The following is a 15,196-nucleotide window of genomic DNA, read 5'->3' as shown; positions in this document are numbered from 1 at the left end:
ATTAACGCATGCTAAATATTAATCATGACACCCAGCTCGCCGCTGTAGATTTGGGCTCCAACAGTTTTCGTCTCGAGATCGGGCGCGTGGTCGATGGCCAGATTCTGCGCGTGGATTATTTGAAAGAGGCGGTCCGCCAGGGCGGGGACCTGGACGAAGACCGAAATCTGAAACCGCAGGCGTTTGAGCGCGGCCTGAAATGCCTGGCCCGCTTTGGCGAGCGTCTGAAAGATTTCCCGGTAGAACATGTGCGCGCTGTCGCGACCCAAACCCTGCGTGAGGCAACCAATAGCGAAGATTTTATCCGCCAGGCACAAAAAGTCCTGGGCTATCCGATTGAGATTATTTCTGGCGTCGAAGAGGCCAGGCTGATTTATCAGGGCGTCAGCCGCATGTTGCCGCAATCGGACGAAAAGCGTCTGGTGGTGGATATTGGCGGACGCTCTACCGAGTTTATTTTGGGTCAACACTTCCGCGCCACGGTAACGGAATCCTTGCGCCTGGGCTCGGTGGGCTGGTCACAAAAATATTTTGCCGATGGCCAGTTTAGCGAACGTAATTTTGAACGCGCCGAAATTGCCGCCGAGTCGATTATCGACATGATTGCCAACCGCTATGTCGGAAAAGCAGAAGTGGCCTATGGTGCCTCGGGCACGGTGGGCGCGGTCGCCGATGTGTTGGCAGGCGCAGGCTTCGCGGCTGACCGCATTGAACGCGCGCAGCTGGAGTGGCTAAAGCAGACACTGATCAAAGCCAAATCTCCAGACCGGCTGAACATGGAAGGCCTCAAGGATGACCGGCGTGCAGTGATTGGCGGTGGCCTGGCCGTACTGACCGCAGTATTTGATACCTTGAAAATTGACACGCTGATGGTGGCTAACGGCGCGTTAAGGCATGGCGTGCTTTATGACATGCTAAACCCGGAAGATGTCACCGAAGATTTGCGTACCGCGTCGATTGCCAGATTGTGCAAGCAATTTGGTGTTGAAATGGAACATGCCAACAACGTCAGCAAAATGGCGCTGTATTTTTACGACGCCATGCTGGCCTGTGATACGCAGAAGCCGCTGCTGCATTGGGCGGCGCTATGCCATGAAATTGGCTGGGCGATTTCACATACCGATTGCAACAAGCATGGTGCCTATATTCTGGATAACACCGAATTGATGGGCTTTGCGCAAAGTGAACTGCATACCATCAGCCTGCTGGTGCTCGGCCATCAAGGCAAGTTACGCAAACTGGATGCAGACTTTGATAATCAGGATTTGGTTTGCCAGCTCATGGCATTGCGTCTGGCCGTAATCTTTTGCCATTCCCGCCGCATGCCCTCGCTCAAGCACCTGCAGCTGGAGCGCCATAAACAGCAGTTTATCCTGGCGCTGTCTACGCAATGGGCGAACCAGCATCCGCAGACCCATTACCTGCTGGAGGAAGAGTGCCTGCTGTGGCAAAAACTGGGCTGGCAATTAGAGATTCGACACACGTAAAAAAACGGGCACCAGGCCCGTTTTTTTTGATCACAACTTAATCTTTTTTCTTTTTCTCTTTCTTCTCGTCTTCTTCCTTGAGCTTGGCCATTTTTTCGCGCCACTCTTGCAATTGCTCGTCTTCAATTTCAAGCTGCAAGGCCAGGGCTTCTTCCTGGCTCAGTTTTTCCTTGATGAAGCGTTTGGGTAATTTACCTCCCATGCGGGACAGAATACGCTCAGCCTCATCGGCAGGTAATTGTTTGACTTTGTCCAGATACACTGGATTGACCTTGTCTTTCATAGGACTCCCTTTGATTGTCTACTATCCGGCTGTTTAAACAGACCGGATTTAGCTGTTTTGCAGAATCCAGTCGGTGACCGGATTCCACTGTGCAATGTCGACCTCTTTCAAGGTATTCGACAATTCAAAAATACTGAGGCCTTCTTCGGCGGCAGTGACATAAATCTGCGAAGAACGCAGCATGGACAGCACAGAAAAGCCTGACTCATCCATAAAGGTCAACAGACGCTCTGCGGAGCGCGTACGCGGCATCACCCGCATGCCAACCAGACCCACAAATGTTTTATGTTTACGGACGGCTTTTTCTTCTGCCAGCAATTGCAAAAAGTCTTGCGTCGCGCCGATATCAAATGCAGAAGGCGCCACGGGTACCAGTACCAGGTCGGCTTCAGTCACTGCATCAGAAATTTTTTTGTCCCGCAAACCACCAGGGGAATCGGTAATTACCCAGTCGGCCTTTTGCAGGGCGGACTTGCCAAGATCATCGGCATTGTAAACAGTGGCGACATGTGCGGGCCGACGCGCAAGCCAATCTGTGGTTGATTGCTGCCGGTCTATGTCTTCGAGCACAATCTTATGGCCCAGCTGCGCCAGATAGCCCGCAAGATTCGTGGCTAAAGTGGTTTTACCGCTGCCGCCTTTGGTATTTGCCACCAATACCCTGCGCATGCTTCGCTCCCCGTTTCAAGGTGTTGAATTCTGTCATGAAAACCAGCTGATATCACACCATATCAATATGAAATTTTTATGACAATTGATTTTGAATAAAAACAGTATAAACTGTTTTCACTGAACCCAACCAGGAGAATCTCATGGCCAGCAAACCAAATAACAAACCCTTGATCCAGAACAAACCGGCCACGACGCCAGCGAAACCGGCTACCACCGCCAAGGCGCCTGTTGCCAATAAAACGGCTGCAAAACCCGTGGCACCCGTAGCAGCCAAGCCAGCCGCCAAACCGGTATTAAAAACGGCTGCAGCGCCTAAAAAAGCGAGCGGCACACCAGCGATCAAGGTCGTGAACAAAGTCGCCACGGCACCTGCAAAAGACAAGGCCGACAAGGACAAACCAAAAACCAACAAGGTCAAAATGGAACGTGACAGCTTTACCATGCCCAAAGAAGAGTACGCACAAATCGCGACTTTGAAAAAACGCCTTGAAGCGCTGGATAAACCTGTCAAGAAAAGCGAATTGTTACGCGCTGGCCTGAAACTGCTGTCCGCCATGGATGATGCAGCATTGAAAGCGACACTGGCCAGCATTCCAGTGATTAAAACCGGCAGACCAAAAAAATAAGTTAGTTCACACGCGGCGCCTGCAGTGGCGGCAAGCCACTACGCGCTTACTTGATCAGCTCGGGGCTTTGCACGCTATATAATTTGTAGGGCGGCCCCGATTTGGGCAAGCGCAGCCACCAGACCGCGCCCTTCTTGATGCTGACCTGCCCCTCTGGCAAGCCCAAGGCATGCGCAACCAATTCGCCTATCCAGGGCTGATGACCGACCAGCATCATCGATTCAAACGGGCTTTGCGCCAGGATTTGCAGTAGCGGCTCTAGCGGCCTTTCCGGCGCCAGACGCGTATCTTCCTGCCAGTCCTCTCCCCAGTAATCCACGGTTTCACGCGTACGCACGGCAGGACTCACCAGCACATACGTTTGTTTGGGCAAGTATTTTTTGAGCCAGGCGGACATTTGCTTGGCTTGTTTGTGTCCCTTGGCGGTCAACGGCCGCTCGAGGTCAGAGGCCCCATGCATGAGCACCTCTGCTTCTGCATGTCGCCATAAAATCAGGTTTTTAACGGGCATCACACACTTTTATAAAGAATGATACTGGCGTAGTAACAGGTGCTGGCAAGACAAGGGCTCGGCAGCATCAGTCCGCGCGGCCTGTTGATATTGCCCATTCTCACTCAGTTGCCAGGCATCCAGATTATCTTGCAGGTAAAGCTGCAGACTTTCGCGATAAATGCGTTGCTGCATGGCGGGGTCTTTGATTGGCCAGGCCAATTCTACGCGACGGATCATGTTGCGGCTCATCCAGTCTGCGCTCGACAGCCACATCTGCACCTGACCATCCAGCTCAAAGTAAAACACGCGTGAATGCTCGAGCAGTCGACCGACAATGGATCTGACCCGAATGCGGCCTTTAACCGACGGCGCATCCACCGGCAAGATGCAGGCACCCCGCACAATCAAATCAATCTCAACGCCGGCACTGGCGGCCTTCATGAGTGCATTGACCAACGGGACATCAGTCAGCGCATTCATTTTGGCAATCACCTTGGCGGGCTTGCCCAGTCTGGCCAGACGCTGCGCCTTTTCCAGCTGCCGGATCATGCTGTTTTGCAGGGTAAACGGCGCCACCAGCAGATGACGCATGGTTGGGATCGGTAGCTCACTGGTCAAGTGACGGAAGACAGCTTCCATTTCCTTGGTCAGATTGGCATCCGCGGTGAGCATACTCCAGTCGGTATACAAACGCGTGGTTTTCGGGTTGTAGTTGCCGGTGGAAAGATGCCCGTAGCGGTGTATCACCTTGCCCTCGCGGCGCATAATCAACAGCATCTTGGCGTGTGTTTTGAGGCCGACCACGCCATACACCACCTGCGCGCCCACCGACTCCAATGCTTCTGCCCAGTTGATGTTGGCTTCTTCGTCAAAACGGGCCTTGAGTTCAACCACCACCAGCACTTCCTTGCCACGGCGCACCGCCTCTTGCAGCAAGCGCAACATGCGTGGATCCGCCCCAGTCCGGTAAATGGTCATGCGAATGGCTAGTACATGCTCATCCTTGACCGCTTCTTCCAGTAGCTGGATCACCACTTCAAAACTCTCGTAAGGCTGGTGGATCAGCAAATCTTTTTCGCGCATTTGCGTCAGCAGCGAAACATTCTTTTTGATGTGCTGCGGCCAGTGCGGCTGGAATGGCACAAACTTGAGATGATCCCCTTTGGCCATGTCTGGCAGCTGAATCAGGCGGCCCAGATTCACCGGACCGTTCACGCGGTATAACGCCAGTGGCGGGAGGTTAAATTGCTTGAGTAAAAACTCAGCCAGCGTGTCGTCGCATTCTTGTGTCACCTCAAGCCGCACCGCTTCACCATACTGCCGATGCGCCAGCTCTTCACGTAACGCTGTGCGCAAGTTGATCACATCATCTTCATCCACCTCAAGGTCACTGTTACGGGTGACGCGGAACTGGGAAAAATGCAGGATGCTAGCGCCTTCAAACAACACTTCCAGATTGGCGCGGATAATGCTGGTCAATGAGACAAAGCACTGTTCACCCTTGCTGATAGACGGTGGCAATTGCACCAGGCGCGGAACCACACGCGGCGCACGTACGATGGCGATTTTCTCTTCACCATCGACGGCAATGCGCACAATAAAGTTGAGCGATTTATTGGCCACTTGCGGAAAAGGATGCGAAGGGTCCAGCGACACTGGCATCAAGAACGGCAACACTTCACGCTTGAAGTAATTGGACACCCAGGTGGTTTGCTCTGGGGTCCTGACCCCACCCGAGACCAGATGTACGTGCTCTTTTGCCAGCGCCGGCATCAGCGCATCGTTAAATAGCTGGTATTGCTGGGCCACCAGCGCATGCGCCATGGTCGCTACTTGCTCGCAGGTCGACGCAGTGACCGGGCCACTGGTCACGCCTTGCTGATATGCCTCCATCTGCAAAGGCATGCGGACTTCGAAAAACTCGTCAAGGTTATTGGTGACGATACACAAAAAGCGTAAACGCTCCAGCAAGGGATAGTCCTCTCGCTGAGCCAGAGACAACACTCGGGCATTAAAACTGAGGATACTTTGGTCTCTGTCTAGCAGGGCGGGCGTGTTATTTTTCATGGCGGATATTGTATCGGCTGCAATGCTTTCAATTGTGACAGTTTTATGAAATTACATCTTTCTTAATTCACGCCAGCCGCTTATAGCTGCGCGATGTGTTGCAATCGCAACCGGGCAGCCGTGGTGATCTCGTTCTTTTCTGCCGCGGAAAGTTTTGCCACATGTTTCACCATCAAACTGGTCCGCGGATTGCGTGCAAACAATGCCTCATGCTTGATTAAAAATGCCCAATACAAGGTGGTGAACGGGCAAGCCTGCGCCCCCGTTTTTTGTTTAGGGTCATATTTGCAGTGCTGGCAATAATTGCTCATGCGCTGGATGTATGCACCACTGGCCACATACGGCTTGCTGGTAAAGCGGCCGCCGTTGGCAAACAGGGCCATACCCGCGACATTGGGTAACTCCACCCACGCCACTGCATCAACATACACCGCCAAAAACCAGTCCGAAACCTGTTGCGGGGACAATTCTGCCAGCGTGGCAAACAAGCCGAGCACCATAAGACGCTGAATATGATGCGCGTAACCATGCTGCAAAGTTTGCCCGATGCACTGCGCTAAACAATGCATGCCAGTTTGCCCCGTCCAGAACCAGGCGGGCAGCGCCCCTTGATGGTTAAAATAATTGGCCTTTTCCAGCGCGGGCATTTCCAGCCAATATACGCCACGGATAAACTCGCGCCAGCCCAAAATCTGCCGGATAAATCCCTCCACACTGGCCAATGGCGCTTGCCCCTGCCGATACGCCTGCTCAGCGGCAGCAATCACTTCGCGCGGATTGAGCAATTTGAGGTTTAAGGCCGAGGCCAGCAGTGAATGCCACAAGTATGGCTCTGCTTGCCACATCGCATCTTGATATGGGCCAAACCGCGCCAGCTTTTCTGCAACAAAATGTGCCAGCAAGGTGAGTGCTTGCTCACGGGTGACCGGCCATTGAAAGTCATCCAAGGCTCCCGGATGATCATGAAAGGTCTGATTGACCAGGGTCATCACGGCCTGGGTCACAGCATCGGGTGCAAAAGTGGGTGGCGGCCGCAGGTCTTGTGGCCCCTGCTTGCCCAAAGACTGACGATTGTCCTGGTCATAGTTCCAGTCGCCGCCCTCGGGCGCATCCCCCGCCATCAGAATCTGGTATTTTTTACGCATGCTGCGGTAAAAAAACTCCATGCGCAAAGAAGTATTTTTTTCACCGTAGTGATCCGCCCAGCGCTTGAACTGGTCGATGCTGCACATAAAGTGGGTGTCTTGCAGCACCTGCAGTGGCGTGGCAGATTGATCAGCCACGGCCTGTAATTGCTGCCAGATGCGCCAGTCACCGGGCTCGCATACTTTGAGGGCGAGTGGCCGATGCTGTTGCACCATCGCTTGCCAAACGGCTGGCAAATCGTGATGGGCCTGATCATCCAGCGCAAAATAGGTCAGCGGAAAGGATTGCGCACGCAAGCACTCGGCAAAATGCCGCATGGCAGAAAGAAACAGGGTAATGCGCTGACGGTGTGACCAAACATGGGTAGACTCTTGTCTGACCTCGGCCATTACAATATGGTCTTGTGCAGGATCAAAATCCAGCAGGGCCGGGTTATCCAGTGTCAGCTGGTCACCCAAAATAATCACCAGATGCCTCATGACGGTGTTGTGCGAGGCTGGCGGCGACAACGTTCAGAACAATATTTGACCTGTTCCCAATTTTTAGCCCAGGCCTTACGCCAGGTCATGGGCTTGCCACATTGCTGGCAAAGCTTGCTTGGTAGCTGTGTCTTGTTGCCTTTGAAGTCTGAAATCATGCCTCAAAGACTGGAATGGCGTCCGATGGTTCCTTAAATACCTTTTTTTGCTGATAGCAGCGGCTAGCAATCTTGCAGATTTCGATAAAGTCTTCCGCCACCAGCGCCGCACGCCCGAGCAAGCCGCCATCAATATCGGGCATGCTCAACAGGCTGTGGGCATTTTGCGGGGTCATGCTGCCGCCATACACAATGCGGATTTGGTCGGCAAATTCGCGATCCCGCTCGGCAATCATCATGCGGATAAATGCATGCATCCGCTGCGCCTGATCCGGGCTGGCGTGCTCGCCGGTGCCGATCGCCCACACCGGTTCATAGGCGATCACCATGTTGAATTTTTTGGCCAGCGCAAATGCTTCGTCATCCAGGCCATACACCACATTCAGCATCTGGTTACGCACAATCAATTCGGCCATATCGCCATCGCGCTCATCCAGGGTTTCACCCACACAAAAAATCGGCGTCAGCCCGGCATGCAGGGCATTGAGCATGCGCTTGGTGGCAACCTGGTTGCTTTCCAGCTTGAGCGCACGGCGCTCGGAATGCCCGATAATGGTGTAGCTGCACCCAAATTCGGCGACCATTTTGGCCGAAATACAGGAGGTAAATGCGCCCTCTGTATACTGGCTGACATTTTGCGCGCCCCAGGCAATGGCCGAATCCTGCAACAGGGCTTGCGCCTGAAACAGGTAGACATAGGGCAGGCAGACCGCCGCATCCATGCCCTGCAGATCGTGCAGTTCTTGCTTGAGTCGGTTGAGCAAGCCCTGGTTTTCGAGCAACCCACCGTGTAGCTTCCAGTTACCAACCACTAATTTTTGTCGCATGATGTTTCCTTTATTCATGCCCCCTCGTGCGGATTGTTGATGTGCTCAACTTATGTTTTTACTTGTCTTTTTACTGACCTTGTTGCTTGCGTTAATAATGCGTTCAACCCGGTGTCACCGGCGGTTAATAAATAGCCGCCATTTTTTCCAGTGAAATCACCTTGATTTTGCTGGCCTGACCGGCACTGCCAAAAGCCTCAAACCGCTCTTTGCACAAATGCTGCGCCGCGGTAATCGCTTCCTTGAAGTATTTGCGCGGATCGAACTCTTCAGGATGTTCGGCCATATGTGCACGGATCGCCGCAGTCATTGCCAGACGAATATCGGTATCAATATTGACCTTGCGCACCCCGTTTTTAATGCCCTCGACAATTTGAGACACCGGCACACCATAGGTTTCCTTGATGTTGCCACCATATTGCCGGATCTGCTCCAGTAAAGACTGTGGCACGCTGGAGGAACCATGCATCACCAGATGCGTATTGGGGATTTTGGCGTGAATCTCGCGAATGCGTTTAATCGACAAGGTTTCGGCTGAAGGCGGCCGTGTAAATTTATAGGCGCCATGGCTGGTCCCAATAGCAATCGCCAGCGCATCGACCTTGGTGGCCGCGACAAAGGCAGCCGCTTCATCGGGGTCCGTCAGCAGCTGTGACTCGTCCAGCTTGCCTTCCGCGCCGACGCCATCTTCCTCGCCAGCCATGCCGGTTTCAAGCGAGCCCAACACCCCCAGCTCACCTTCCACCGAGACACCCACCGCATGCGCAAATTCGACCACGCGCCGGGTCATCTCGACATTGTATTCATAACTGGCTGGCGTTTTGCCGTCCTCTTTGAGCGAACCATCCATCATCACGCTGGAAAAACCACTACGGATCGCCATCTGGCAGACCTTGGGCGAAGCGCCATGGTCCTGGTGCATACACACCGGAATATGCGGATACTGCTCAATCGCTGCTTCCACCATTTTGCGCAGAAAAGACTCGCCCGCATAACCGCGCGCACCGGCAGAGGCCTGTAAAATCACCGGGCTATCCACTTCATCTGCCGCCTTCATGATGGAGAGAATCTGCTCCATATTGTTGATATTGAATGCGGGCAGTCCATAACTGTGTTCGGCCGCGTGGTCCAATAATTGTCTGAGCGAAATTAATGCCATATGTCACACTCCTTTTAATCAGTGGCTTGCGGATGATCACTGTCTTGCCAATGATACTCTCGCAAGCGCTGTATTTCCTGTTTGGCGCCTAACAACACCGGCACGCGTTGATGACAACTATCCGGCTGGATAGCCAGAATCGGCTGCTTGCCGTCTATGCTCTCGCCCCCGGCCTGACTTACCAGCAAGCTCATCGGGTTTGCTTCATAAAGTAATCTTAACCGCCCGGCCCTGACAGGTTGCTTACGGTCGTGCGGATAAAGAAACACGCCACCCCGGGTTAAAATCCGGTGCACATCCATGACCATGCTGGCGCACCAGCGCATATTGAAGTCGCGACCGCGCGGACCATCGGCGCCTTGCAGGCATTCATTGATATAACGCTGCATGGCAGGCGCCCAGTAGCGCTGGTTACTGGCATTGATGGCAAATTCCGAGGTCTCCTCGGCGATTTGTACCGTTTGCTGGGTCAACATAAAGGTATTGCTGTCATGATCCAGCGTAAACACATGGGTGCCTTGCCCCAGCGTCAGAACCATCAACGTTGCCGGCCCATACATGAGATAGGCTGCAGCACGCTGGTCCTGGCCCGGTTGTAAAAAGGCCTGCTCACCGAGGGTAGAGACCCCAATATTCGGCAGCACCGAAAAAATACTGCCGACCACGCCGTTAATCGCCAGATTAGAAGAGCCATCCAGCGGATCCATACTGACCAAAAATGGTGCATCCAGCGTTTCAAACAGCACCGGATGATCTTCTTCTTCAGACAGCACCCCAGCCACCACCGCAGAAGCGCGCAGTTGCGCCACCGCCAGTTCATGGCTGCGGATATCCAGCTTCATCTGGGTTTCGCCCTGCACATTGGTGCTGGTCATTTTTTCGGTCACGCCCTGCAGCGCCCCTTGCCGGATCAGCGCCGCAATCTCAATGCCCGCCTGGGCCAAATGAGAGACCAGCACATTCAGGCGGTGATTTACTGAGACTTTTTCTAAGAACACCTCTAATTGCATGGCAATCACCTTCAGGTTGAATATTGTTAGGCCATGTCACACTGTAACATTGATAGCCGTCATTAAAAGAGCGATGACGCACTGAAATCCAGTGCAGTTATTCCGCAAAGGCTATAAAGAATTGCATGCAATGTTTATGCCTGCTATCTGGTAGACGCCCTCACACTGACAATGTTCAACCCAATTGATGACAGCCATGCTGTCGCAGCGGCGAATAGTTAAGTTGGCAGAGTGGAAGCTACTGCAGAAAGTAGCTGTTGAATCGCCTGCTGCGCGGCAATAAAGCCCGCACTCGCCGTCACGCAGATACTGGAACCATAGCCCGCACAATGCAGGCCAGTCAGGCCCGCTTGAGGCGTCTCGCAAGCCTCTTGCGGGCGCTCCACGGGCTCATCTGAATACACGGCCATGAGGCCAAACTTGCTTGATTTTTTGTGATCCGAGGCTTTGGGAAAGCCATGGTCACGGCGCAATTGGTTACGCACTTTTGACAGCATGCGGTCGCCCTGCACATGTGCGAGGTCCGCCAGGCGCAACCGCGTCGCATCAAGCTTGCCCCCGGCGCTGCCCACCATCACCAGCGGTAAGCTGTGCTGTTTGCAATAAGCCGCCAGCGCAATTTTGGCTTTGGTGTCATCCATGCAGTCCACCACAATATCCGGCAAGCCTGCCAGCACTTGTGGCAAATTATCCGGCGTGACGAAGTCTTCGACTTCAATCACCTCACACTCTGGATTAATTGCTGCAATCCGCTCACGCATGGCGGTTACTTTGGCCTTGCCCAGGTTTTCTTCAAGCGCATGAATCTGGCGGTTCATGTTCGACTCGGCAATATTATCCAGATCCACCAGCGTTAACTTGCCGACGGCATTGCGTGCCAAAGCTTCTACTGCCCACGAGCCGACGCCACCAATCCCTATCACCATTACGTGAGCCTGATGCAAACAGGCCAGACTCTGCTCGCCGTATAAGCGACGCACGCCGGAAAAGCGTCTTCTATTGTCTAAATCAAGAGTCATGATGAGAAACGCATTGAATTGGCAGGGATCTGTGAACTAATTAAAAGATAAAGGAATCGCCAGGGTAAAAAGCATCCCCCCCGCTTGCTGTTGCCATTTTACCTGAGCTTGCAGCAGTTCTGCACGCATCTGGATATTACCGATGCCACGTCCTTGTTTTATTTGAGTGATATCAAAACCCACACCATTGTCATGAATCGAAAAAAATAAATGTGCGTCAATCACCCCACACGAACACGTCACCCTCGTCGCTGAAGCATGTTTGAGTATATTCACAAACACCTCTTGCAAAATACGAAGAACATTCAGGATATGAGTAGGGGTGATCCATGATATGACTGGAATGGCATCTATTTCCCGATGGAAGCTGATACCGGCCTGCGAGAACTTTTGATGAATGCGGTAGGCATAATTCAAAAGCGCTGCTTCCAGTGTATTTTCATCAGGCTCTATAGAATCAATCACCAATCTCAAGTCACTGATGCACTCTTCCAGGTAATCCTGCACTTGCTTGGGCGTAATTTGGCCACTTTTTAAAAGAATAAGTGTGGTTGACAGCGTGGATCCAAACCCATCGTGCATATCTTTCATCAAACGCTCTCGCTCCTGTAAAAGAAGCCTCTGCTTCTCTTGCAATTTTTTGCTCTCATACACTTGATGTAATTCTTGTTCGCGTTGAGTGAGTTTTGACTCCAGATGTTGATTAGCAAGCTGAATATCTGTCATAGCTTGCAAGTATCGTGATCGCACAATTAATAGCAGTATAACCAGTGAGCCGATTGAAGTATAAGGCAGCAAGTACAAACTTTCGATACTCAACTGATAGTTTTGTAACATCAGATCGTGGATACCAAAGGGAATATTTAAAATGAATACCCCTGTTAACCCCCCCCCTTCCTTAGATCTGCTTTTCCATGCAACCACCACCATCATGCATATGTACATGAGCAGGACGATAAAAATCACCAAGCTAGCCATAGACCATACCTGACCAAAATCAGCCGACCAAGGCAATATTGGCAACGTAAGCAAACTGATCAATAGCATCAATGCGCCTAAACAACATTGCAACTTCTTCAGTTTTAATTGATACAAATAGGAGCAAACGGCGTAGGTAAACACAATAGTCCAGCCAGAGGCATTGACCACCATCCAACTGAACCAGTCTTCAGTAATAAGGAGAGGATGCTCGCCAACGAAATACTGTAAACAGCGCAAATGTGAAAATACTGAGACTGCAAAAAAAAGCAGATATACCCATTCATCGCGTTTTCTCATCCATATGGTGAACGCGAATAAACCAGACAACAACAAGGCACTGCTGATGGTCTCTGGTAATCGGGTTTGCAAACTCGCCCGAACAAGATAATCAGGATATAGCTTGCGCTCCTCGTCAAAGTAAACACGCGAAATAGCCATACCCGCCTGATGGCTGGCGTCTACGCGAATCAGCAATTGCTTGGGGACGGCCTTTGATTCAAAGGTTAACCAGATTGGATGATTGTAACCATTCCAGACCGCTCCGGTTTTAGAGACATATACCAACTGATTGTCTGCATAGACTTTTATCAAGCCTATTGTTTGCCAACGGGGAATATATAGCGCATAGCTGTGATTAGAACCTGCTTGGGCAATGGCAGGGTTCACTCTAAAAAAATAGCTGACTCGCTCATTAGCATGAGGGTTTGCTGCAATATTTCGTGGCTGATAAAAGGGCAGTTTGACTGTTTGCCACCGTAATGGCAATGACGACACAGCAAGATCATTGACAGAATCCGCACCGACGCTTTTGGCTTTTGCCAACTCAACATGATCAGGCAGTAATGCAGCATGCGCATTTACTCCCCCAAGCCATGTCAACCAAAACCAGAAAAGAAAAAGTAATATTCGCCACTTTTTTCTTCCCTGGCTATCGGCCATATTAATGAGCTGGTTGTTCATCAAATCACGTGATTAACTAAAATATCTAGTGCCTAACAGATACATGCAACATTAAATCCAAAAATTATTTTTCGCCTTTTCAATCGCATGCAACTTTGAGTTGACTTCTAATTTTTCATAAACACGTCGGAGGTAAGTTTTCACCGTATGATGCGATAGCTCCATCATTACCGAAATTTCTGACAAGCTCCTGCCCTGACTGACATGCTTTAATACTTGCGTTTCCCTGGCAGATAACAAGCCTTTAGGGGCATCCACTGGCGCAAATGGATCCGACATACTCGAAAAAAAAGCCAGCATCCGTTTTGCAATGGCCGGGCTTACCGTGGCCCCTTCTTGAACATTTAATAGCGTTGTCAGCAGGTCATGATGCGTATCCTGCTTCTCAATATAACCATGCGCCCCAGCCTGCAATGCCCTAAACAAACGGGCATCGTCCTCAAAAACACTATACACGATGATTTTGCAGGCTGGCTGACAGGACCGTGCCTGATAGATGGCACTGACACCATCACCGTCAGGGAGACCAATATCTACTATCAAAAAGTCTAACGGCTCAGACTCTATCAACCCCAGACCGCTAGCCAGTGCATGCGTTGAAAAAACGGAATGTACACGTTCATCGCTTTCCAAAAGCACTTTGAGCGCTTGAGCGAGCAATGCGTCGTCTTCAATGATGCCTATTTTGTATTTGGTCATTAGAGTGATTGCTTTATTTTTATCGGTGGCATCTTACCCTAAAAAAATTTAGCCCATGTCGCACGATTGGGTGACATACAAACAATTATCGTATGTTTATGATTCGAGTAACACCAATAAGACCTAACATCAATCATGTTCACCCCTAAATTAAAAAAAGTTTACGCATTCGTATCGCTGTGCTACGCATACACGCTCATCGCAGGCCCAACAGATGGTCAGGTCATTTCTGGTTCGGCGATCATTCAACAACAAGGTGCACTCACCCATATTGAGCAATCCAGCCAAAAAGCCATCATCCAATGGCTAGAGTTTTCAATCGCCCCGGGTGAAACAACGCAGTTTCAAATGCCGAGTGCGTCATCAGCCGTGTTAAACCGCGTGGTTGGCGGCAACCCGTCTGAAATTTATGGCAAGCTCAGCTCTAATGGTCAAGTGTATCTCATCAAGCCGAACGGGACTTTGGTGGGCAACGGCGCCACCATCAACTCAGCCGCCTTTATCGCCAGTACCCGAGACATTAAAGACAGCGAATTTTCACTGGGCGGCACCTTAAACTTTTTTGGTAACTCGCTCGCCAGCATCACCAATCTTGGTTCCATCAACGCCAGTAGCGGCAATGTGTTTTTAATTGCAAACAATGTGAGCAACCAGGGCAACATTAAAGCTGATACGGGCACAGTCGGCATGGTAAGCGCCACCGGCTTGATGTTGATGCCCTCTAGCAACGAAAAAAATCTCATCAAACCCACAGTCCTTAAAGATATGAGCAGTGTAGAACATCAAAGGCTAATTGCTGCCGCTCAAGTCGAACTCAAAGCCGCAGGCGGTAACCCTTATGCTTTAGCTGTAAACACGGGTGGCAATCTCAGTGCCATCAGCATCGATAACGTAGGCGACAAAATCATTATCAATGCCAAGTCAGGCACTGCAAGCGTGGGTGGCACACTCACAGCCAAACAAGGTGATAAAGGGGGTGAGATTCAGGTCACAGGCCAGCATGTTGCGCTCACTGAGCAAGCCAAGCTAGATGCCAGTGGCAAAAGCGGGGGCGGCAATATTTATTTGTGGTCAGATAAAAACACGCTTTGAATAAGAATTTTTAATCATTGATTTATCTTTAAGGAAGC

15 protein-coding genes are annotated in these 15,196 nt (G+C 51.3%); 3 read left to right on the top strand and 12 right to left on the bottom strand.

The window, feature by feature from the left end; translation table 11 throughout:
• The first annotated feature begins 8 nt into the window (after positions 1 to 8).
• Positions 9 to 1,487, top strand: coding sequence for an exopolyphosphatase (gene ppx / locus INP77_RS13040; protein WP_194749505.1), 1,479 nt, complete (start codon positions 9 to 11; stop codon positions 1,485 to 1,487).
• 37 nt (positions 1,488 to 1,524) lie between these two features.
• Here ppx and INP77_RS13035 read toward each other — a convergent pair whose 3' ends face one another.
• Positions 1,525 to 1,770: a hypothetical protein gene (locus INP77_RS13035; RefSeq protein ID WP_194749504.1), complete on the bottom strand. Its 246-nt coding sequence runs from the start codon at positions 1,768 to 1,770 to the stop codon at positions 1,525 to 1,527.
• Positions 1,771 to 1,818: 48 nt separating this feature from the next.
• Positions 1,819 to 2,439, bottom strand: coding sequence for a ParA family protein (locus INP77_RS13030; RefSeq protein WP_194749503.1), 621 nt, complete (start codon positions 2,437 to 2,439; stop codon positions 1,819 to 1,821).
• Positions 2,440 to 2,582: 143 nt separating this feature from the next.
• Between INP77_RS13030 and INP77_RS13025 the strand changes: the two genes are divergently transcribed.
• Positions 2,583 to 3,068 (top strand): hypothetical protein, encoded by a 486-nt coding sequence (locus INP77_RS13025; RefSeq protein ID WP_194749502.1) that lies wholly within the window; start codon positions 2,583 to 2,585, stop codon positions 3,066 to 3,068.
• A 46-nt stretch (positions 3,069 to 3,114) separates the two neighbouring features.
• Here the strand turns inward: INP77_RS13025 and INP77_RS13020 are convergent, their stop codons facing one another.
• The 10 genes from INP77_RS13020 to INP77_RS12975 all read right to left on the bottom strand — a co-directional run bounded on the left by INP77_RS13020 (position 3,115) and on the right by INP77_RS12975 (position 14,066).
• Positions 3,115 to 3,579 carry a histidine phosphatase family protein gene (locus INP77_RS13020; RefSeq protein WP_194749501.1) on the bottom strand — a complete coding sequence of 155 codons (465 nt, stop codon included), beginning with the start codon at positions 3,577 to 3,579 and terminating at the stop codon, positions 3,115 to 3,117.
• A gap of 9 nt (positions 3,580 to 3,588) precedes the next feature.
• Positions 3,589 to 5,628: a polyphosphate kinase 1 gene (ppk1, locus tag INP77_RS13015; protein ID WP_194749500.1), complete on the bottom strand. Its 2,040-nt coding sequence runs from the start codon at positions 5,626 to 5,628 to the stop codon at positions 3,589 to 3,591.
• A gap of 80 nt (positions 5,629 to 5,708) precedes the next feature.
• Positions 5,709 to 7,253: a cryptochrome/photolyase family protein gene (locus INP77_RS13010; protein ID WP_194749499.1), complete on the bottom strand. Its 1,545-nt coding sequence runs from the start codon at positions 7,251 to 7,253 to the stop codon at positions 5,709 to 5,711.
• Positions 7,250 to 7,342 (bottom strand): DUF2256 domain-containing protein, encoded by a 93-nt coding sequence (locus tag INP77_RS14985; protein WP_255521191.1) that lies wholly within the window; start codon positions 7,340 to 7,342, stop codon positions 7,250 to 7,252. The genes INP77_RS13010 and INP77_RS14985 overlap by 4 nt, the downstream gene beginning before the upstream one ends.
• Before the next feature lie 65 nt (positions 7,343 to 7,407).
• On the bottom strand, positions 7,408 to 8,238 hold the full coding sequence (gene tpiA / locus INP77_RS13000) for a triose-phosphate isomerase (RefSeq protein ID WP_194749497.1): 831 nt from the start codon (positions 8,236 to 8,238) through the stop codon (positions 7,408 to 7,410).
• A 124-nt stretch (positions 8,239 to 8,362) separates the two neighbouring features.
• Positions 8,363 to 9,397: a class II fructose-bisphosphate aldolase gene (gene fba / locus INP77_RS12995; protein WP_194749496.1), complete on the bottom strand. Its 1,035-nt coding sequence runs from the start codon at positions 9,395 to 9,397 to the stop codon at positions 8,363 to 8,365.
• Between the two features lie 14 nt (positions 9,398 to 9,411).
• Positions 9,412 to 10,407 (bottom strand): class 1 fructose-bisphosphatase, encoded by a 996-nt coding sequence (locus tag INP77_RS12990; RefSeq protein ID WP_194749495.1) that lies wholly within the window; start codon positions 10,405 to 10,407, stop codon positions 9,412 to 9,414.
• A 218-nt stretch (positions 10,408 to 10,625) separates the two neighbouring features.
• The gene (locus INP77_RS12985) at positions 10,626 to 11,426 is read right to left on the bottom strand and encodes a ThiF family adenylyltransferase (protein WP_194749494.1); all 801 of its coding nucleotides are present in this window, start codon (positions 11,424 to 11,426) and stop codon (positions 10,626 to 10,628) included.
• Positions 11,427 to 11,462: 36 nt separating this feature from the next.
• Positions 11,463 to 13,367, bottom strand: coding sequence for a sensor histidine kinase (locus tag INP77_RS12980; protein WP_194749493.1), 1,905 nt, complete (start codon positions 13,365 to 13,367; stop codon positions 11,463 to 11,465).
• A gap of 51 nt (positions 13,368 to 13,418) precedes the next feature.
• The gene (locus INP77_RS12975; protein WP_194749492.1) at positions 13,419 to 14,066 is read right to left on the bottom strand and encodes a response regulator transcription factor; all 648 of its coding nucleotides are present in this window, start codon (positions 14,064 to 14,066) and stop codon (positions 13,419 to 13,421) included.
• Positions 14,067 to 14,201: 135 nt separating this feature from the next.
• Here INP77_RS12975 and INP77_RS12970 point away from each other — a divergent pair, with 135 nt between their 5' ends.
• Positions 14,202 to 15,158, top strand: coding sequence for a filamentous hemagglutinin N-terminal domain-containing protein (locus tag INP77_RS12970; RefSeq protein ID WP_194749491.1), 957 nt, complete (start codon positions 14,202 to 14,204; stop codon positions 15,156 to 15,158).
• Positions 15,159 to 15,196 lie beyond the last annotated feature (38 nt).

This window comes from Methylophilus sp. 13 (genome assembly GCF_015354335.1).
GTDB lineage: Bacteria > Pseudomonadota > Gammaproteobacteria > Burkholderiales > Methylophilaceae > Methylophilus > Methylophilus glucosoxydans.
Note: the sequence above shows the minus strand (reverse complement) of the source record. Positions and strands in the feature narration are given on the sequence as shown.

What these genes read in the sequence shown, in the direction of transcription:
- ppx (WP_194749505.1), top strand. Translation starts at nt 9, where the DNA reads ATGCTAAATATTAATCATGACACCCAGCTCGCCGCTGTAGATTTGGGC.
- INP77_RS13035 (WP_194749504.1), bottom strand. Translation starts at nt 1,770, where the DNA reads ATGAAAGACAAGGTCAATCCAGTGTATCTGGACAAAGTCAAACAATTA.
- INP77_RS13030 (WP_194749503.1), bottom strand. Translation starts at nt 2,439, where the DNA reads ATGCGCAGGGTATTGGTGGCAAATACCAAAGGCGGCAGCGGTAAAACC.
- INP77_RS13025 (WP_194749502.1), top strand. Translation starts at nt 2,583, where the DNA reads ATGGCCAGCAAACCAAATAACAAACCCTTGATCCAGAACAAACCGGCC.
- INP77_RS13020 (WP_194749501.1), bottom strand. Translation starts at nt 3,579, where the DNA reads ATGCCCGTTAAAAACCTGATTTTATGGCGACATGCAGAAGCAGAGGTG.
- ppk1 (WP_194749500.1), bottom strand. Translation starts at nt 5,628, where the DNA reads ATGAAAAATAACACGCCCGCCCTGCTAGACAGAGACCAAAGTATCCTC.
- INP77_RS13010 (WP_194749499.1), bottom strand. Translation starts at nt 7,253, where the DNA reads ATGAGGCATCTGGTGATTATTTTGGGTGACCAGCTGACACTGGATAAC.
- INP77_RS14985 (WP_255521191.1), bottom strand. Translation starts at nt 7,342, where the DNA reads ATGACCTGGCGTAAGGCCTGGGCTAAAAATTGGGAACAGGTCAAATAT.
- tpiA (WP_194749497.1), bottom strand. Translation starts at nt 8,238, where the DNA reads ATGCGACAAAAATTAGTGGTTGGTAACTGGAAGCTACACGGTGGGTTG.
- fba (WP_194749496.1), bottom strand. Translation starts at nt 9,397, where the DNA reads ATGGCATTAATTTCGCTCAGACAATTATTGGACCACGCGGCCGAACAC.
- INP77_RS12990 (WP_194749495.1), bottom strand. Translation starts at nt 10,407, where the DNA reads ATGCAATTAGAGGTGTTCTTAGAAAAAGTCTCAGTAAATCACCGCCTG.
- INP77_RS12985 (WP_194749494.1), bottom strand. Translation starts at nt 11,426, where the DNA reads ATGACTCTTGATTTAGACAATAGAAGACGCTTTTCCGGCGTGCGTCGC.
- INP77_RS12980 (WP_194749493.1), bottom strand. Translation starts at nt 13,367, where the DNA reads ATGAACAACCAGCTCATTAATATGGCCGATAGCCAGGGAAGAAAAAAG.
- INP77_RS12975 (WP_194749492.1), bottom strand. Translation starts at nt 14,066, where the DNA reads ATGACCAAATACAAAATAGGCATCATTGAAGACGACGCATTGCTCGCT.
- INP77_RS12970 (WP_194749491.1), top strand. Translation starts at nt 14,202, where the DNA reads ATGTTCACCCCTAAATTAAAAAAAGTTTACGCATTCGTATCGCTGTGC.